This window comes from Kocuria palustris (assembly GCF_016907795.1).
Classification (GTDB): Bacteria; Actinomycetota; Actinomycetes; order Actinomycetales; family Micrococcaceae; genus Kocuria; species Kocuria palustris.
Genome location: NZ_JAFBCR010000001.1, coordinates 817842 through 836160, shown reverse-complemented (window position 1 = coordinate 836160; position 18319 = coordinate 817842). Strand labels below are relative to the sequence as shown.

The 18319-nt window shown below is 70.5% G+C and carries 17 protein-coding genes; 5 read left to right on the top strand and 12 right to left on the bottom strand.

The features are described 5' to 3' along the window. Nucleotides 1-5: 5 nt before the first annotated feature. From JOE55_RS03610 to JOE55_RS03600, 3 genes are all read right to left on the bottom strand, one after another. Complete coding sequence (locus JOE55_RS03610) at nt 6-335, bottom strand: branched-chain amino acid transporter permease (protein WP_053447716.1); 330 nt, start codon at nt 333-335, stop codon at nt 6-8. Further along, nucleotides 328-1149 (bottom strand): AzlC family ABC transporter permease, encoded by an 822-nt coding sequence (locus JOE55_RS03605; protein ID WP_053447715.1) that lies wholly within the window; start codon nt 1147-1149, stop codon nt 328-330. Before JOE55_RS03605 ends, JOE55_RS03610 begins: the two co-directional genes overlap by 8 nt. A gap of 132 nt (nt 1150-1281) precedes the next feature. Then, entirely contained in the window at nt 1282-1920 is a 639-nt protein-coding gene (locus tag JOE55_RS03600) for a Maf family protein (RefSeq protein ID WP_024290075.1), read from the bottom strand. Between the two features lie 303 nt (nt 1921-2223). On the opposite strand from JOE55_RS03600, the gene JOE55_RS03595 reads away from it, so the two are divergent. Then, nucleotides 2224-3294, top strand: a complete 1071-nt coding sequence (locus tag JOE55_RS03595) for a lipoate-protein ligase LplAB (RefSeq protein WP_204782057.1) — start codon at nt 2224-2226, stop codon at nt 3292-3294. 23 nt (nt 3295-3317) lie between these two features. On the opposite strand, the gene JOE55_RS03590 is transcribed toward JOE55_RS03595, so the two are convergent. The 9 genes from JOE55_RS03590 to JOE55_RS03550 form a co-directional block, all read right to left on the bottom strand. After that, nucleotides 3318-3743 (bottom strand): ChaB family protein, encoded by a 426-nt coding sequence (locus JOE55_RS03590; RefSeq protein WP_204782056.1) that lies wholly within the window; start codon nt 3741-3743, stop codon nt 3318-3320. A gap of 165 nt (nt 3744-3908) precedes the next feature. After that, nucleotides 3909-4943, bottom strand: coding sequence for an alcohol dehydrogenase AdhP (gene adhP, locus JOE55_RS03585; RefSeq protein ID WP_204782055.1), 1035 nt, complete (start codon nt 4941-4943; stop codon nt 3909-3911). A 167-nt stretch (nt 4944-5110) separates the two neighbouring features. Next, a complete protein-coding gene (locus JOE55_RS03580) occupies nt 5111-5530 on the bottom strand; it encodes a DUF779 domain-containing protein (RefSeq protein ID WP_053447711.1) in 420 nt (139 codons plus the stop codon). Then, nucleotides 5530-7053, bottom strand: coding sequence for an acetaldehyde dehydrogenase ExaC (gene exaC, locus JOE55_RS03575; RefSeq protein ID WP_204782054.1), 1524 nt, complete (start codon nt 7051-7053; stop codon nt 5530-5532). Before exaC ends, JOE55_RS03580 begins: the two co-directional genes overlap by 1 nt. Before the next feature lie 463 nt (nt 7054-7516). Further along, the gene (locus JOE55_RS03570) at nt 7517-9052 is read right to left on the bottom strand and encodes a dicarboxylate/amino acid:cation symporter (protein WP_204782053.1); all 1536 of its coding nucleotides are present in this window, start codon (nt 9050-9052) and stop codon (nt 7517-7519) included. A 204-nt stretch (nt 9053-9256) separates the two neighbouring features. Then, nucleotides 9257-11014, bottom strand: coding sequence for a DUF885 domain-containing protein (locus tag JOE55_RS03565; protein WP_204782052.1), 1758 nt, complete (start codon nt 11012-11014; stop codon nt 9257-9259). A gap of 38 nt (nt 11015-11052) precedes the next feature. Further along, nucleotides 11053-11307: an acyl-CoA carboxylase subunit epsilon gene (locus JOE55_RS03560; RefSeq protein WP_053447707.1), complete on the bottom strand. Its 255-nt coding sequence runs from the start codon at nt 11305-11307 to the stop codon at nt 11053-11055. Further along, entirely contained in the window at nt 11304-12887 is a 1584-nt protein-coding gene (locus tag JOE55_RS03555) for an acyl-CoA carboxylase subunit beta (RefSeq protein ID WP_061711392.1), read from the bottom strand. Before JOE55_RS03555 ends, JOE55_RS03560 begins: the two co-directional genes overlap by 4 nt. Nucleotides 12888-13074: 187 nt before the next feature. Next, nucleotides 13075-13359: a YciI family protein gene (locus JOE55_RS03550; protein ID WP_137802216.1), complete on the bottom strand. Its 285-nt coding sequence runs from the start codon at nt 13357-13359 to the stop codon at nt 13075-13077. Nucleotides 13360-13617: 258 nt separating this feature from the next. Here JOE55_RS03550 and JOE55_RS03545 point away from each other — a divergent pair, with 258 nt between their 5' ends. The 4 genes from JOE55_RS03545 to JOE55_RS03530 all read left to right on the top strand — a co-directional run bounded on the left by JOE55_RS03545 (nt 13618) and on the right by JOE55_RS03530 (nt 17732). After that, nucleotides 13618-14502 (top strand): biotin--[acetyl-CoA-carboxylase] ligase, encoded by an 885-nt coding sequence (locus JOE55_RS03545; RefSeq protein ID WP_204782051.1) that lies wholly within the window; start codon nt 13618-13620, stop codon nt 14500-14502. Continuing rightward, nucleotides 14499-15110 carry a hypothetical protein gene (locus tag JOE55_RS03540; protein WP_006215018.1) on the top strand — a complete coding sequence of 204 codons (612 nt, stop codon included), beginning with the start codon at nt 14499-14501 and terminating at the stop codon, nt 15108-15110. The genes JOE55_RS03545 and JOE55_RS03540 overlap by 4 nt, the downstream gene beginning before the upstream one ends. Nucleotides 15111-15201: 91 nt before the next feature. Then, nucleotides 15202-16614: an adenylate/guanylate cyclase domain-containing protein gene (locus JOE55_RS03535; protein ID WP_053447704.1), complete on the top strand. Its 1413-nt coding sequence runs from the start codon at nt 15202-15204 to the stop codon at nt 16612-16614. After that, entirely contained in the window at nt 16611-17732 is a 1122-nt protein-coding gene (locus JOE55_RS03530) for a PP2C family protein-serine/threonine phosphatase (protein ID WP_024290088.1), read from the top strand. The genes JOE55_RS03535 and JOE55_RS03530 overlap by 4 nt, the downstream gene beginning before the upstream one ends. Nucleotides 17733-18319 lie beyond the last annotated feature (587 nt).

Sequence of the window (18319 nt, the reverse complement as noted above, 5' to 3'; positions counted from 1 at the left end):
TGGCCTCAGGCCTGCCACAGTGACGCCAGCACCACGTGGGTGACCGTGCCGACCAGCAGGGACAGGATCATGTTCCCGCGCCATAGGTGCAGTCCGATGGTCACCGCCAGCGCGATCGCCGCCGGGACGGAGACGCTCGGCGAGACCAGGTCCAGGTCCTCGAGGGTGTAGATCACCAGGATGATCATCACGCCCACGCCCAGCCGGTCGCCGATGTAGGGCAGCAGCCGGGACTCCTGCAGCGGGGCCAGCACGGCGAACGGCAGCGCCCGCAGGGCCCAGGTGATGCCCGCGGCCACGCCCACGGCGGCCAGGATGTAGCTCGGCTCAGACATCTCGCGGCTCCTGCCCGGCAGTCGTGCCGTCGTCGGGATCGACCACGTCCAGCTCGCCCGTGCGCGGCAGCTCCCGCCCGCGAGCACGGCTGATGAGGTAGCCGATGATCAGCACGAGGACGTAGGCGCCCATGGCAGGGGCCAGCATGTTCGCTCCGAACAGCGCGGCGCTGACCAGCCCGATGCCCACCGCGATCACAGGCTGGGGGAGGGACCGGCGGGCCTTGTAGGCGTCGATCGCCAGGACGACGAACAGCGCCGTCATCGCGAAGTCCAGCCCCTTGATCCACGGCGGGATCAGCGAGCCCAGCAGAGCGCCGGCGGTCGAGCTCGCGACCCAGAACAGCTGGAAGGTCCCCTCCAGCGTCAGGATGCGCGTGCCGGACCAGCGCTGCGCCTCGCGACCGGAGGTGAGGGCGAAGGCCTCATCGGTCAGGGCGAAGGTGCCGTAGGTCTTCCCGGGGATGCTGCGGATGCGGTGCAGGGGGAATGTCAGCGCGTAGAACGCGTGGCGGAAGTTGACGATCAGCGCGGTCAGCGCGATCTGGACCAGCGGGGCTCCTGCGGCCAGCAGCCCGGCGAGCAGGAACTCTATCGAGCCGGCGAACACGATTCCAGACAGCAGCGGCGCGACCCACCAGGGCAGGCCGTACTGGATGACCAGCACGCCGAAGGCCAGCCCCACGGGGATCACCGCCGCCCCGGCAGGCAGACCCGTCAGCCAGCCGAGGCGCAGCTGCTCGCGGATGCCGTCGGTCCGGGCACCGGCATGCGCGTCGGGCGGCTGTTCCGAAGCGCCGCGGGAGGAGGTCATCAGGAGAGTCTAGCCGTGGGCAGACCACGACGAACGGCTCCAGGGAGCCGGTCCGATGCAGGTGCTGGAGCGCTCGCGGCCGTGCCCTCGACGCAGCGGTGCGCCTGGTGCGATCGTCGGCCGTGCCGCGGCTCAGGCCTCGCGCCCCCACAGCCGCCGCACCGGGACGCCGGCTCGTCCAGCCAGCTGCCGCAGGGTGTTGATCGACAGCCCGATCACCGCGTGCAGATCCCCGTCGACGCGCTCGATGAAGGCCGCGCCGTACCCGTCCAGGGTGAAGGATCCGGCCACCCACAGGGGCTCCTCGGTGTCCACGTAGGCGGCGATCTCGTCGTCGGTCATCGCCGCGAAGGTCACATCCGCCCCGGCCAGGGCGCCTTCGCTGAGCCCGGTGCCGCCGTCGTCGGGGCTGCGGGTGTCGATCAGCCAGTGACCGGTGTGCAGGTGCCCTGTGCGTCCCCGCATCTGCCCGATGCGCTCGCGGGCGACCGCTGCGGTGTACGGCTTGCCCAGGGGCTGGCCGTCGAGCTCGAAGACCGAGTCGCAGCCGATGACCAGCCGCCCGGCCGCCTGGGGGAGAGCGGCGACGGCCTCGCACTTGGCGCGCGCCAGAGCCAGCGCGATCTCCGACGGCTCGGTGAGTCCGGCCTCGGACACGACGGCGTCCTCGTCCACCTCGGAGCCGAGCTGGTCGAAGGCGATGCCGGAATCGCGCAGCAGCTTGGCGCGCGACGGCGAGGTGGAGGCCAGCAGCAGGATCGGGTCGGTCATGGTCCCCACTGTAGGAGGCTCTGGGAAGGTGCTTTCCCGTGCGTCGGCGTGAGCGGTCGCGGTCGACCCGCATCGCCGATGCCGAACTCACGCTTCCCTGCACGATTCCCGCCGAACTCACGCTTCCCTGCGCCGATTGGCCCGAATGGCGCGGGTGGGCGTCGACTCGGCACGGATCCTGCAGGGAGGCGTCAGTTCGGCGGGTGGCGAAGATCCCTGGCGAGGAAGACCTCCCTGGGCCAGGCTGGCAGCACACGTCGAGGGCCCGGAGACTCGAGCGGGCTCGGAGAGGCAGGTTCAGTCATGCACGGTGAGTACAAGGTCCGCGGCGGGAAGCTCGTCGTGGTCGATCTGGAGGTCGACGGCGACGGAGACGACGCGGTCTTCCGCGACGCCGTGGTCTCGGGCGACTTCTTCCTGGAGCCCGACGACGCCCTCGAGGACCTCACCGATGCGCTGAACGGGCTGACCGCGTCGTCGTCGGTGGCCGAGATCGCCGCGGCGATCCAGGCGGCGCTGGACCGGCGCGACGGCGGCGTCGAGCTGATCGGCTTCACGACCGAGGCCGTGGGGATCGCCGCCCGGCGCGCGGTGGGCGCGGCGGTGTCCTGGGACGATCTCGACATCGAGGTCATCGGCATGAAGACCCTGCCGCCGGCCGAGCACGTGGCGCTGGATCAAGTCCTGTCGGAGGAGGTCGCCGCCGGCCGTCGCGGTCCGGTGCTGCGCTTCTGGGACTGGAACGACGCCCTGGTGGTCATCGGCTCGTATCAGTCGGTGCGCAACGAGATCGATTCCGAGGCGGCTCGTGAGCTGGAGGTGGGCGTCACTCGGCGCATCACCGGAGGCGGCGCCATGTTCATGGAGCCCGGCAACTGCGTCACCTACTCGCTGATCGTGCCCGCCAGCCTGGTCGAGGGCCTGAGCAACGAGCGTGCCTACGCCTTCCTGGACGAGTGGGTGCTCGGGGCGCTGCAGGAGATCGGCGTGGAGGCGCACTACGTCCCGCTCAACGACATCGCCACCCCGCAGGGCAAGATCGGCGGGGCGGCCCAGCGCCGGTTCGCTGACGGCACCCTGCTGCACCACGTGACCATGAGCTACGACATCGACGCCGACAAGATGCTGCAGGTCCTGCGCATCGGACGCGAGAAGCTCTCCGACAAGGGGATCAAGTCCGCCAAGAAGCGCGTGGACCCCATGCGCAGCCAGACCGGCATGGCGCGGGCGGACATCATCGAGTCCTTCCGCTCCTACTTCCTGTCGCACTACCGCTCGCACGAGGGCGACTACACCGACCAGGAGCTCGCCCGTGCGAAGGAGCTCGTGGACGAGAAGTTCGGCACCGACGAGTGGACGCTGCGGGTCCCGTGATGCCCTGACCCGGCGACCGGGATTCAGTCTTCGCGGGCCTGGGCGGTCTTGCGGTCGTTCGCCTTCTGGATGGCCTCGACGAGCTCGTCCTTGGTCATCTCCGACCGGCCCTCGATCTCCAGTCGCTGGGCGACCTCGTAGAGGTGGTCCTTGGTCGCGTTGGCGTCGACGCCGCCTGCGGACTCACCGCCGGTGCGCCCGCCGTTCTCGGAGCGCTCGTCCGACGGGCCGTTCTCGTCCTTGGGCTCCCAGTGGTCGCCGACCTTCTCATGGGTGCGCTTCACCGCCGCCCAGGCCGTCTGGTGCGCGCGGGCTTCGGAGCCGTACTCCTCGCGCGCGTTCTCGAGCGCTGCGGCGTAGGTGTCCTGCGCCTTCTGATCGGAGCGCTCGAGCGTGGAGGGGATCTCCTCGCGCTCGGCGGGCTTGTCGGCATTGCTGGTCGGGCTCATGGCTGCCTCCTTGAGGGTCGTTCATCAGCAAGCATAGGAACTCGGACGCGACAGCACGACGGTTCCGGGCGACGTCGCCCAGGCACGACGACGCCCCCGTGCCGGCCCGGGGAGGATCGAGGCGCGGAGGCGTCGTCGGGGAGTCTGCGGTGAACGGATGCCGACTCAGTACTCGAGCACCACGCGGCCCTCGATCTTCCCGTGGTCCATCTCGTCCAGGACCTCGTTGATCTCGTTCAGCGGGCGCTTGCTGAACGTCGGGTGGATCAGACCGCGGGAGTAGAACTCCAGGGCCTCCTCCATGTCCCTGCGGGTGCCGACGATCGAGCCGCGGATGGTCAGCCCCTTGAGCACGATGTCGAAGATCGGGGCCGGGAAGTCGCCTGGCGGCAGGCCGTTGAACACGATGGTCCCGCCGCGGCGGACCATGCCGATGGCCTGGCCGAAGGCATCCGGGTGCACCGCCGTCACCAGGACTCCGTGAGCTCCTCCGACGGCCTCCTGGATGGCCTCGGCGGGGTCCGGGCCCATGGCGTTGATGGTGATCTCGGCGCCGTGGCGCTCGGCGAGGGCGAGCTTGTCATCGGCGACGTCGACCGCGATCACGCGCATGCCCATGGCCACCGCGTACTGCACGGCGATATGGCCCAGGCCGCCGACTCCGGAGATCACGACCCACTGGCCGGGGCGCACCCCCGTCACCTTGAGCCCTTTGTAGACCGTGACACCGGCGCACAGCACCGGGGCGATCTCGAAGGGATCGGCTCCCTCCGGGATCAGCGGGCAGTAGCGGGCGTCCACGAGCATGTACTGCCCGAAGGAGCCGTTCATGCTGTAGCCGCCGTTGACCTGGTTCTCGCACAGCGTCTCCCAGCCCTCCTGGCAGTGCTGGCATTCCCCGCACGCGCTCCACAGCCAGGCATTGCCCACGAGGTCGCCGACGGACACGCGGGTGACGCCCTCGCCGACGGCGACGACCTCGCCCACGCCCTCGTGGCCCGGGACGAAGGGCGGCTCGGGCTTGACGGGCCAGTCGCCGTGCGCGGCGTGCAGGTCCGTGTGGCAGACGCCGGAGGCGATCAGCCGTACGAGGGCCTGGTCGCGCCCCGGCTCGGGCAGGGGCATGTCCTCGATCTCGAGGTCCTCGCCGAAGGCGGTCACGACCGCAGCGGACATCTTCTCGGTGGTGGAATCCGTCATGATCCTTCAGATCCTCTCGGTGCTGGCCCCAGGCCGCTCGTCGGTCTCGGAGCCCTCTCATGTGCGACGACGGCGCCTTCGCGCCTTTCGCAGGTCTCGATGCCCGCGGTCGTCTTCTCGGTATCGGTCTTGGTGTCGGTGACGGGGGCCCTGGGGCTGCGCAGCCCTCAGACCGCGCAGAGGTCGCTGCGCGTGAGGAAGCGCCGACCCAGCGGCGCCTCGAGCGAGAACCCGGAGCCGCGCCCGGGCACCGCGTCGATGAGCAGCCGAGTGTGCTTCCACGCCCCGAACTGCTCGCGCGAGATCCACAGCTCCAGCTCGCCGAGCTCCTCCCCGGAGGCGTCGTCGAGCGTTGCGGTGCCCAGCAGGACGTCCGCGTCTCCCGTGCGGAACTCGCCGACCGGGAAGCACATGGGCGCGGAGCCGTCGCAGCACCCGCCGGACTGATGGAGCATCAGCGGCCCGTGGACGCCCCACAGCTCCCGCAGCAGCTCGACTGCGGCCTGGGTGTAGCCCACGCGCGCGACGTCGTCCTCCGGTCCGGGTCGTGCCTGCAGGGCGACGTCCGTCTCGTCCTGCGCGCCCATCAGAAGAAGCCCTGCGCCTTCTCGGAGTACGAGACCAGCATGTTCTTGGTCTGCTGATAGTGATCCAGCATCATCAGGTGGTTCTCCCGCCCGATGCCCGAGGACTTGTACCCGCCGAAGGCCGAGTGCGCCGGGTAGTTGTGGTACTGGTTCACCCACACGCGACCGGCCTGGATGGCGCGACCGGCGCGATAGCAGGTATTGGCGCTGCGGGCCCAGACGCCGGCGCCCAGCCCGTAGAGGGTGTCGTTGGCGATGCGGATGGCGTCGTCGTAGTCCTGGAACGACGTCAGCGACAGCACCGGCCCGAAGATCTCCTCCTGGAAGATCCGCATGTCATTGGTGCCGGCGAAGATCGTGGGCTTGACGTAGTAGCCATCGGCCAGATCGCCGGGCAGCTCCAGGCGCTCTCCGCCGGTGAGCACCTCCGCACCCTCCTTCTTGCCGATGTCCAGGTAGGAGACGATCTTCTCGAGCTGATCGGTCGAGGCCTGCGCTCCCACCATGGTATCGGTGTCCAGCGGATCGCCCTGCACCATCTTCTCGACGCGCTCCACGCCGGCGGCCACGAACTCGTCGTAGATGGACTTCTGCACGAGCGCGCGCGACGGGCAGGTGCAGACCTCGCCCTGGTTGAGCCCGAAGAACGCGAAGCCCTCCAGCGCCTTGTCGTAGAAGCCGTCCTTCTCCTGGGCGATGTCCTCGAAGAAGATGTTCGGCGACTTGCCGCCGAGCTCCAGCGTCACCGGGATGATGTTCTCGGAGGCGTACTGCATGATCAGCCGGCCGGTGGTGGTCTCGCCGGTGAACGCGATCTTGCGGATGCGCGGGTTCGACGCCAGCGGCTTGCCGCACTCCACGCCGAAGCCGTTGACGATGTTGATGACGCCGTCCGGCACGAGGTCCTGGATCAGCTCCATCACGACCAGCAGCGAGACCGGGGTCTGCTCGGCGGGCTTGAGGACCACGCAGTTGCCAGCGGCCAGGGCCGGAGCCAGCTTCCACACGCCCATGAGGATGGGGAAGTTCCAGGGGATGATCTGGCCCACGACGCCCAGCGGCTCATGGAAGTGGTAGGCGACCGTGTCCTCGTCGAGCTGGGACAGCGAGCCCTCCTGCGCGCGGATCGCGCCGGCGAAGTAGCGGAAGTGGTCGATGGCCAGCGGGATGTCGGCGTTGAGGCACTCGCGCACCGGCTTGCCGTTGTCCCAGGTCTCCGCCACGGCGATCTTCTCGAGGTTCTCCTCCATGCGGTCCGCGATGCGGTTGAGCATCAGAGCGCGCTGGGTCGGGGTGGAGGCGTTCCAGGACGGGGCGGCGGCCCAGGCGGCGTCGAGCGCGGCCTCGATGTCCTCAGCGGTGCCGCGGCCGACCTCCGCGAAGGCCTTGCCGGTCACCGGGGTGATGTCCTCGAAGTACTGGCCCTTGACCGGCGGGGTCCACTTCCCGCCGATGAAGTGCTCGTAGCGGGACTTGAACTCGACCTTGGCATCGGGCTGTCCGGGGTGGGCGTAGACCGTCATGGGAGGCTCCTTCGACTCTCGCGGTGGGCTGCGCGACGACGAGGCATCGCCGATGTGATCTGCAGCACATTTACACACTGTAGATCCCGAGCCGACGGGTCGCCATGGCATGACGCAGGTTCGGAGTCAGTTGCCTGGCTGTGACGGGAGCGGGCCTGGTCACGAGGCGGAGCCGGCGTCAGATCTGCGGTGCACGGCGCTCGGCGGACTGACCTGCCCAGCTGCCTGCGCCGAGATCGCGCCGAAATGCACCGACCTCTCCGAGATCCCGCTTCCGTGCGCAGATTCCGCGATTCAGCGCATGGAAGCGAGATCTCGGCGCCACGCGTGCACGGAAGCGGGATCTCGACGCGCGTGGACATGCGACGACGGCGGGCACCTCCTGCAGAAGGAGATGCCCGCCGTCGTCGTCCGGCCGGGGGTTCCCGGAAGCGGTGAGCCCCGGCGAGTCCCGGAAGGGGAGTCAGGCCCGCGAGGCCCGACCGGAGGCGTGTGCCGCGGCCGAATCGGGGGCGGTGGCCCGGTGTGCGGAGGCGTCCTCGTCGGGGACGCGGGCCTCGGCGTCGCCGGGCTGGTCCGAGGCTGCGACGGCCTGCTGCGAGGAGGTCGTCTCCTCGACGAACGGGTCGCCGCCGCTGCGGGGGGCGTCGTAGAGCCCGCGGTCCAGGATGCCCTCGCGCTTGGCGACGATCGCGGCCACGACCGTCTGACCTGCCACGTTCGTGGCAGTGCGGCCCATGTCGATGATCGGCTCGATCGCCAGCAGCAGACCCACGCCGGCCAGTGGAAGGCCCAGGGTGGACAGCGTCAGGGTCAGCATGACCGTCGCGCCCGTGGTCCCGGCGGTGGCCGCCGAGCCCAGCACGGAGACCAGCGCGATCAGCACGAAGTGGATGGGCTCCAGGGGGACGTCGTAGAACTGCGCCACGAAGATCGCCGCCAGTGCGGGGTAGACCGCCGCGCAGCCGTCCATCTTGGTGGTGGCGCCCAGCGGGATCGCGAACGACGCGTAGCTGGAGGGCACTCCCAGGTTGCGCTCGCTCACGCGCTGCGTCAGCGGCATGGTGCCCAGCGATGAGCGCGAGACGAAGCCCATCTGGATCGCGGGCCAGGCGCCGGAGAGCCACTGCCGGATGCTCAGCCCGTTCAGGCGCATGAGCAGCGGGTAGACGCCGAACAGCACGAGGGCCAGGCCCACGTAGAGGGTCACGACGAACACGGCCAGCGAGCCCATGGAGGTCCAGCCGTACTCGAAGACGGCGCGTCCGATCAGGCCCAGCGTGCCGATCGGAGCCAGGCGGATGATCCACCACAGCACCTTCTGCACGATCGCCAGCAGCGACCGGATGACGTCCAGGAAGGGCTTGGCCGGCTCGCCGACCTTCAGCGCGGCGATGCCCACGACCATGGAGATCACCAGGATCTGCAGGATGTTGAAGCTGGCGGCGGCGTCGATCGCTCCGGAGTCGGTGAGCTCGGCGTCCACGCCCAGGCCCAGGAAGTTCACCGGCACGATCGACTGCAGGAAGCCCAGCCAGGAGCCCTCGGTGCCGGAGTAGGGCTCGGTGGGAGCCTCGATCGACTGGTTCGACCCGGGCTGGACGACGACGCCCAGGACCATGCCGATCACCACGGAGATCAGCGCGGTGATGCAGAACCACAGCAGGGTCTTCCACGCCAGGCGGGCGGCGTTGGTGACCTGATCCAGGTTGGCGATCGAAGCGATCACGGCCGTGACCACCAGCGGCACCACGGCCGCCTTGAGGATCGTGACATAGGTGCTGCCGATGATGTCGAGCACCGACATCAGGGCGTTAGGCGAGGTCTCGGGATCGCCGCCGATGGCTCGGGCGATCAGGCCCAGGATCAGACCCAGAACCAGGGCCGCGATGACCTGGAAGGAGAAGTTGGACAGGAGGGCGGGGAGACGACGACGGGATCCGTCGTGCTCGGGCGCGCTGGCGGTGCGGGACTCTGCCGCGGAGGACGAGGTGGACATGCATGAAAGGCTAGGACGCTCGATGCAAGTCGCGCGAGGGAATATGACAGTCTGTTACCCGAAATCCCGGTGATGTTCCCCACCGACTCCCAGGGGAACACCAGCTCCGCGCGGTGCGTTGACCTCGCGCCTCATCTGCCGTGCCTGCGTGCGCGACGTCGCGCTATCCGTGCACGGAGGCACGTCGGCGCGACGGGGTACGGCCTACAGGCTCAGCGCGTAGTCCAGGGTGTCCAGACCCACGGAGCCGATGCCCAGGGCGCGGGAGTGGAAGCGGGCGAGATCGAAGTCCGCACCGGCCTGGGCGGCCGCATGGTGGCGCGAGCGCTCCCAGGCCTCCATCCCCAGCGAGTACGACGGCGCCTGACCCGGCCAGCCCATGTAGCGCATCCACTCGAAGCGCAGGCTGTCCGGGTCCATCACGATGTTGCGGCGCAGGAACGCCCAGCCGTCTTCCGGCGTCCAGGCCCGGCCCGGCTCGGCTCCGCCCAGGATGTCGCCGAGGCGCCCCGGGATCCTGAACCCGCAGTGGAAGCCGATGTCGAAGACGACGCGGGCCGCGCGCATCCGCTGCGCATTGAGCATGCCCATGCGGTCGCCGTCGTCCTCGAAGAACCCCAGCTCGGACATCAGGCGCTCCGCGTACAGCGCCCAGCCCTCGCCGTGCCCGGAGACCCACAGTCCGAGCCGGCGCCACAGGTTGAGCTCCTGCGCGTGGGCGACCACGTGCGAGAACTGCAGATGATGCCCGGGGACGCCCTCGTGGTAGACGGTCGTGCGCTCGCCCCAGGTGCGGAACACCTCCTTGCCCTCCGGCACCGACCACCACATCCGCCCGGGACGGCGGAAGTCGGCCGAGGGCGGCGTGTAGTAGATGCCGCCGTCGGAGGTGGGTGCGATCCGGCACTCGAGACGGCGCATCTCGTCGCTGATCTCGAAGTGGCTTCCGGACAGGGCGTCCATGGCGTGGGTGCTCACGCCCTGCATCCAGGTCAGCAGCTGGTGGCGGCCGTGCAGCTGGCGGTGGGGATCCTCGTCCAGGGCGTCCATGGCCGCCTGGATCCGGTCGTCGCCGGCGTGGTCCGGGAGGATCCGCTCGGCGGTCGCGCTCATCTCGGCCACGATGCGCTGCAGCAGGTCGATGCCCCACTCGTAGGTCTGGGCCAGATCGGGGCTCAGTCCCGTGAACTGCCGCAGGCGCAGCCGGTACTCCTCGGGTCCGACTGCCATCTCCTCGGGCGCCTCGCGGCTCAGCTCGCGCAGCTCGTCGGCGAAGCGCACGTAGGCCTGACGGGCCCGATCGACGCCCGAGTAGACGCTGCGTCGAAGCTCGGGCGGCAGCTGGGTCACCCGGGAGGAGCGGGACAGGTTCATGAAGGACCCGTTCGCGGAGGCATAGCCGTCGGCCAGCGAAGCGGCGTTGGCCAGCTGTGCCGCGGCGGTGACCGGCCCGTGGGCCTGCTGATGGCGTGCTGCGACGATCGCGGAGTCCACGGCCTCGGGCACGCAGCGCAGCTGATGCTCGATGACCTCCCAGTCCTGCTCCGTGTACTTGGGCAGGTTGTCGAAGGCCTCGCGGATCTTCTGCACGGGGGAGGAGATGTTGTTGATGCGCGATCCGTCCAGCCCGGCCTCGTGCAGGCGGGTCTCCAGGCTCAGATGCGAGTCCAAGGCGTGGGCGGTCACGCGGTCGATGTCGTCGACGGGCTCGGTGCGCGCCAGTGCGGCGGCCGCCGCGCGGGTGACGTCGAACTCCGCCGACAGGCCCTCGGGGCTCACATCGCGGTAGCCCCAGCCGTGGTCGGGGGCGCCCAGCTCGATGGCCCACGCGGGATTCAGCCGCAGCTTGGAGCGGAAGTACTCCTCGGCCACGGCGTCCAGCGGCGTGGGGCGGCGACGCGGCTGCTGCGCTGCCTCCTGCTCGTGGTGCGAGGACGCGGAGTCGGAGGATGCGGAAGCCATGGGCCGAGTCTAGGCCGCGGTGCGCAACGGCCCCGACGTCACCGGAACGGCAGGGTGCGCCGCCAGGCCCCGCGGCCGGGGCGCAGCCGCAGGCCGAGGCGGGCCCGGCGGTTCTGGGCGCGTCGTCCAGCGGTGCCGCCGGCGGCCGTCTCCGTCTCCGCGGTGGCGGAGAGCACCACGGCGGTGACCGCCGCGACCTCCTCCGGGGTGGGGTTCCCGCCCACGAACTTCAGCATGGGAGCCTGCTGCTCGTCCTGCCCGGTGCCCAGGGCGTCCGTCTGCTCGGCGCTCACAGCGGGATGTTCCCGTGCTTCTTCGCGGGCGTGGAGGCGCGCTTGTCGCGCAGGCCGCGCAGGCCGCGCACGATGTTCTCGCGAGTCTCGGACGGGGCGATCACCGCGTCCACGTAGCCGAGCTGCGTGGCCTGGTACGGGTTGAGCAGGTGCTCCTCGTACTGGGTGATCAGCTCCTGGCGCTTGGCCTCGACGTCCTCGCCGGCCTCTGCGGCGGCCTTGAGGTCGCGGCGGTAGAGGATCTCCACGGCTCCGGAAGCGCCCATGACCCCGATCTGGGCCGTGGGCCACGCCAGGTTGATGTCCGCACCGAGCTTCTTGGAGCCCATCACGATGTACGCGCCGCCGTAGGCCTTGCGCGTGATCACGGTGATCAGCGGGACCGTGGCCTCGGCGTAGGCGTAGAGAAGCTTGGCCCCGCGGCGGATGATGCCGTTGAACTCCTGGTCCGTGCCGGGCAGGAAGCCGGGGACGTCCACGAGCGTGAGGATCGGGATGTTGAAGGCATCGCAGTGGCGCACGAACCGCGCGGCCTTCTCCGAGGCGGCGATGTCCAGGGTGCCGGCGAACTGCATAGGCTGATTCGCCACGATGCCGATCGTGTGGCCCTCCACGCGGGCGTAGCCGATCATCACCGACGGCGCGTAGAGCTCCTGCATCTCCAGGAAGTGCCCGTCGTCGACGACGGCGGCGATGACGTCGCGCATGTCGTACGGCTGGTTCGCGGAGTCTGGGATCAGCTCGTCGAGTGCGAGGTCGTCCTCGGTCGGATCGGGGCCCTGGTCGTGCTCGAGCAGCGGCGCCTCGGCGAGGTTGTTCGAGGGCAGGAACTCGAGCAGCTCCCGGAGGAAGTCCAGGGCGTCGGACTCGTCCTCGGCCAGATAGGTGGCGGTGCCGGTGACCTCGTTGTGCTGGCGGGCCCCGCCCAGGGTCTCCATGTCCACCTCCTCGCCGGTGACCGTCTTGATGACGTCCGGGCCGGTGATGAACATGTGGGAGGTCTGGTCGACCATGATGATGTAGTCGGTCAGGGCGGGGGAGTAGGCCGCACCGCCGGCGCACGGACCCATGATCAGCGAGATCTGGGGGATGACCCCCGAGGCCCGCACGTTCATGTTGAAGATGTCGGCGAACATGGCCAGCGACGCCACGCCCTCCTGGATGCGGGCGCCGCCGCCGTCGTTGATGCCGATCAGCGGGCAGCCGTTCTTCAGCGCGAACTTCTGCGCCTTGACGATCTTCTCGCCGTTGGCCTCCGACAGGGACCCGCCCAGCACCGTGAAGTCCTGCGAGTAGACGACCACCTGTCGGCCGTCGACGGTGCCGTAGCCGGTCACCACGCCGTCGCCGGCGAACTTCTTGGACTCCATGCCGAACGCGGTGCTCCGGTGCTCCCGCAGGGCGTCGAACTCCACGAACGAGCCCGGATCCAGCAGCTGGTCCACGCGCTCGCGCGCAGTGCCCTTGCCGCGGGAGCGCTGTCGCTCGAGGGCGGCCTCTCCGGCCGGGGCGTACGAGCGCTCTCGGCGCTCGCGGAAGTCGGCGATCTTGCCCGCCGTCGTGGACAGGTCGTGGGTCATGGCACCTCAGAGCTCATACGGGGCGCTCGGGCGCCGTGCCGGCCGATGGGCCAGTGCGGCGGGAGCATGCGGGCGGTGGGATGCAGGCCAGTCTAGGGAGAGCCTGCGAGCAGACCCGTTGTGGGGGATCTACAACATCAGGGGCTCCGGCAGGGCCGTGCGGGATCTTCCCGTCGGCCGGGTCGGATCAGTCGAGCTGGCCGATCGAGATCTTCCACGGCCGGGCGGTGCGCTCGGTGATCACGCCGACCTCCAGGAGGGGATCGGGCGCCAGCAGCTCGAGCGCGGCCTCCGGGGTCTCGGCGCGCATGAGCAGCAGGGCACCGGCGGGAAGGTCGTCGTCGTAGGGGCCGGCGAGCACCAGGGAGCCGTCGGCGAGCAGCTCGCGCAGGAAGTCGCGGTGGCGCGGGCGGTGCTCGGTCAGGGCCTGCGGGTCCCCGCCGTAGACGTAGGTGACGGCGATGATCGCCATGGCGCTCTCCTGTCATGGTCGACGGCGAGCAGTCAGTGGATTCCCCGGAAGTCACCTGCAGGCGCTCCGGGAGCCCGACTACTACTGTGTATGGAACGAACATAGCGGGCCGCTCGGACGCCACGAGCAACCCGCTGCGGATGTCGGCCCAAGGGTGGTCGGCACCGGGCGGTTCGTGGACCGAGGCACTGACAGCACGGGCCTCGCCCGGCGGTGGAAGAAGCGGCGGACGAGGCAAGGACCGAGACAGGAGCGACGATGACCCCCACGGACCCCCGGGCCCAGGCCGCCCCTCTGCTCGACGACGCCCAGACCGACCGGCTGGCGGAGGTCCTGCGCTCGCCGTTCGAGGTCCTGCCGCAGATCCCCTCGACCAACGACGAGCTGGTGGAGCGGGCCCAGCGTGCAGCCCGTCGCGGACAGCCGCTGCCCGATCTGAGCCTGCTGGCCGCCGAGCACCAGTCCGCGGGCCGCGGGCGCCTGGACAGGAAGTGGGTCACCGGACCCGGCGACGCCCTGACCTTCTCCCTCCTGCTGCGTCCCGCGCACGGCTCCGGTCCCACGGCTGCGCCGCTGCCGACGCAGAGCTTCCCCTGGCTGACCGTGCTGCTGGCCGCGGCGATCGCCCAGACCCTGCGCGCTCAGGGCATCGAGGCCTCCCTGAAGTGGCCCAACGACGTCCTCGTGGAGACCGGGAGCGGCTTCCGGAAGATCTGCGGCGTGCTGGCCTCGCTCGTGGTCCACGACGGCTCCGCCCCGGCCCTCGTGCTGGGCGCCGGGCTCAACGTGGCCGTCGCCCCGGAGGGCGCTGCCAGCGTGCGCGGCGAGGGATCGGAGGCCTCGCGCGGCGACCTGCTCGTGGAGATCGCCGAGCGCTTCACCGCCCTCTACCGCCTCTTCGCCGAATCCCCCGAATCGCTGACCGGGCCCGGAGAGCTGCGCGCAGCCGTCGAGCAGCTGCTGTCCACGCTCGGGCGGCGCGTGCGCGCCGAGCTGCCCGGCGGGCAGGCCCCGATCGAGGGAGTGGCCGTGGGCCTGGATGAGAGGGGCGCGCTGCTGATCGACCACGACGGCGGACGCACCGCCGTCTCGGCCGCCGACGTGGTGCATCTGCGCCCGATCGAGGAAGGAGACCGAGCATGAGCTCACGGCTCGAGCTCGGCCCCGGCGAGCAGGTGGTGGTCTCCACGCGGGCCCACGCCAGCAAACTGTGGCGCCCCCTTGCGGTGCTCGTGATCGCCGTGTTCCTGCACTCGCTGCTCCAGCGTGCGCTCGAGGTCCGCTGGCGCCCCATGGACCAGCCGTGGACGACCGTCCACACCGCCCTGGGCTGGGTCGTGACTCTGCTGCTGCTCCTGGTGATCCTGCTGGCCGTGCTGCGCCCGGTGATCCGCTGGGCCAGGACCCGCTTCGTGCTCACGGACCAGCGGCTGATGCTGCTGGGCCCGTCGGCGCCGTCCGGGGGAGTGCGCATCCCGCTGGCCTGGCTCGTGTCCGTGCACGGCAGCCGCGCCCGCGGCCCCATGGGCGGTGCCGGGATCGGCACGCTGAGTGCGGACTTCGGGCAGGCGGGGATCCTGCGGCTGGGCCACTCGCCGAGCGTCCAGGAGTTCGCCGGCCTGATCGAGGAGAAATCCGCCCGCTTCCGTCGTCAGCAGGGCCCCGGAACCCCCGGACCCGCCTACGGGTGGAGCCCCCAGGCCCCGGGCGGGTATCCTCCGGCGGGGCCGAGCACAGGGGCCGCCTGGTGATCGGCCCGCGCACAGCGGCCCGGCGCGCGACCCCGTCGACGTGCACGACCGCGGCCTCAGAGGCCGGGCGCAGAAGCGGAAGGAGCGCAGCATGACGGATCGCGATCCTTCACGACCAGGCGCGCAGTCCTGGTTCTCGCGCCTGCGCGGGGCCGGCTCCTCGCAGCGACCCGCCGATCCGGCCGCCCGGCCCGCGCAACCGTCCGCAGCCCGGACCGGCTCCGAGGACGGCTCATCGCGGCCGACGACCACGCGCGAGCTGCCCGTCGTGGGCCCCGCCACCGGGAGTCGCCTCGGGCAGCCGCCGGCCGAGGGGTCGAGCGGTCCCTCGGGCGATCCTGCCGCGCATCGGGTGGACGGGGAGCTCGACGAGACCTTCGAGGACCCCGAGGTCGGCCCGCAGACGGCGGCGATCAACCTCAACATGCACAACCCGGTGCAGGCCGATGCCTACGGCTCCCCGGAGTCCCGCGAGGCCTTCCACGGCCTGGAGCACGGTCTGCTGGGCGGTGAGCGCACCATGGACCGCAAGCGCGCCGCCCACGCCGGAGGGCTGTCCATCCTCAGCGCCCGCAAGATCTGGCGAGCCATGGGCTTCCCCAACATGAGTGCCGACGAGATCTACTTCACGCAGCGCGACAGCGAGGCTCTGCGCCGGATCTCGGGGATCGTCGAATCGGATCGGCTCTCCGAGGAGGCGGCGCTGTCGCTGATCCGGGCCATGGCGCAGATGACCGACCGCATGGTCGTGTGGCAGGTCGAGGCCATCGTCGAGGACCTCGTGATGAACCGCGGATACTCGGATGCAGAGGCTCGGCAGGAGCTGCTCGAGCTGCTGCCGCGGATCCAGGAGGACCTCGAGTACCTGCTGCTCTACACCTGGCGCCGCCAGCTCAACGGCGCCGTCCAGCGCCTGGGCATGCGCCAGGAGAGGTCCATGGATGCGCCCCAGCCGGATGAGGTGGGCGACGAGTCCGCCTCGCTGCCACTGGCCCGCGGGATCGGCTTCGCGGACATGGTCTCCTTCACGACCCTGTCCCGGAAGATGAACGAGCGCACTCTCGCGGCTCTCGTGCAGCGCTTCGAGCAGCGCTGCGCGGAGATCATCTCCGCAGGCGGGGGCCGCCTCATCAAGACCATCGGCGACGAGGTCATGTACATGTCGGAGTCCCCGGAGGAGGGCGCGCTGATCGCGCTGGCGCTGCGACGTGCCATCCTGGAGGACCCCGAGCTGCCCAAGACAAGGGTCGGATTCGTCTGGGGGCGGGTCCTCCCGCGCCTGGGCGATCTCTACGGGCCCACCGTGAACCTGGCCTCGCGACTCGTCGCGCTGGCCGAGCCCGGGGGCGTCCTCGTCGACGCCTCCACGGCCTCCGTCCTGGAGGACGACGACAGATTCATCCTTGACCCGCAGCCGCCGCAGAGGGTGCGGGGCTTCGGCGACGTCCGCCCCGTGCGGATCACCGCTGGGACCGGCCCCCAACTGGAAGTTGACTACGAATGAGTGCTCCGCTCGTCATCAGAGCAGGCGCCGCGACCGACCGCGGTCGTCACCGGGAGACCAACGAGGACTCGCTCGTGGTCACCCGGACCATGTGCGCGGTCGCCGACGGCATGGGCGGCCACGAGGCCGGCGAGGTCGCCTCCGCCATGGCCGTGCGCACCCTGGGCGGCTCCGCGCTGTTCAGCTCCCGCAGGCCCGCCGAGGTCGAGGTGCCCGCCGAGCCCGAGCCGCCGGAGGACGTGGCGCGGTTCCGCGAGCGGATCGAGCGCGAGATGAAGCTCGATCCGGAGATCCCGGCCGAGGCCCTCGTGCTGGTGCGCAAGCTGCGTGCGGTGCTCCACCAGGCCGACAGCTCCATCCAGGACGAGCTCGGCGGGCGTGCGGGGACCACCGTCACCGGTGCCTGGCTGGTCGAGATGGGAGGCGATCCCTTCTGGGTGGTCTTCAACATCGGCGACTCGCGCACCTACCGCCTGCTGCGCCCCCAGGGGGAGGCCCCCGCGCCAGATCACGCTGCGGTCGCCAAGCGGGCCACGGATCAGTTCTCCGCCTACAAGGAGGCGGGAGTGGAGGTCACGGACGTCATCCCGATCTCCGACGAGCGCGTGGAGCCGCCGCAGCAGGTCGGCCTGGAGGAGGGCTCCTCCACCGAGCGCCTCACCCCCGTGCCGGGCGCGCCGGAGGCCCCGCAGCCTGAGCTGCAGCAGATCACGGTGGATCACTCGGAGGTCCAGTACCTGGTCTCGATCGGGCAGATCACCCCGGCCCAGGCCATGGTCCATCCGCGCCGCAACGTGATCACGCGCGCGCTGGGCACCGGCCAGGTCTGGGAGCCGGACGTGTGGGTCCTGCCGGCGCGAGCGGGCGATCGCCTGGTGCTGTGCTCCGACGGGCTCACCGGCGAGGTCTCCGTGGCGCACATCGCCCGCGTGGTGCACTCGGTGCCCCACCCCAAGGAGGCCGCCGACGTCCTGGTCAACGCCACGCTGCGCACCGGGGCTCGCGACAACGTCACGGTGATCGTCGCCGACGCCGTGAGCTCGCGCCCGGCCGACGAGGACACCACCACGTTCGTGCCGATCGAGCTGCGCCACGAGCTCGACGGAGGCGCCGCCTGACCGCACCCGGCCATCGTGCCGGCGCTTCCCCAGCGGGCCGGATGCGAACGCTCGAGTGATCCAGACCGGGACGCTCATCGGCACCGCGCCGACGACGTCCCCGCACCGCATCGGCCCCCACGTCCACCAACTCCGCGGTGAGGCCTCGCGTCCGCTGCGGTGTCCAGACGCACACCCCGACGCCTCTCGATGGGCCATGGGACACCATGGCGCCACTCGATGCGATGGAGACACCAGGGGGCCACTTGAGGAGATGGGGACGTCAGGGGGCCACTCCAATGGGGGAGGGCACCAGCGGACGGCTGGACGTGGCGAGTGGAGCGCCTCGGGCGGCTCGATCACGGTGTCGAGGAGATCTGGGCACATCGAGTGGCCGAGTCCTCACACCACCTTCATCCAGTGGCCGCTTCGTCACCGTCTCAGCGCGGAAGCTGTGGATCTTCGGCCACTCGATGGCGCAGCGGTCCGGATTCGGCCACTGGATGTCACCGACATCCTGACAGCGGGCCCCCAGCAGCTGGAGCGGCGCGGCAGGAAGGTGCGGGCGTGACGCGAGGCCCCGGGACATCGGTCCCGGGGCCTCGCCT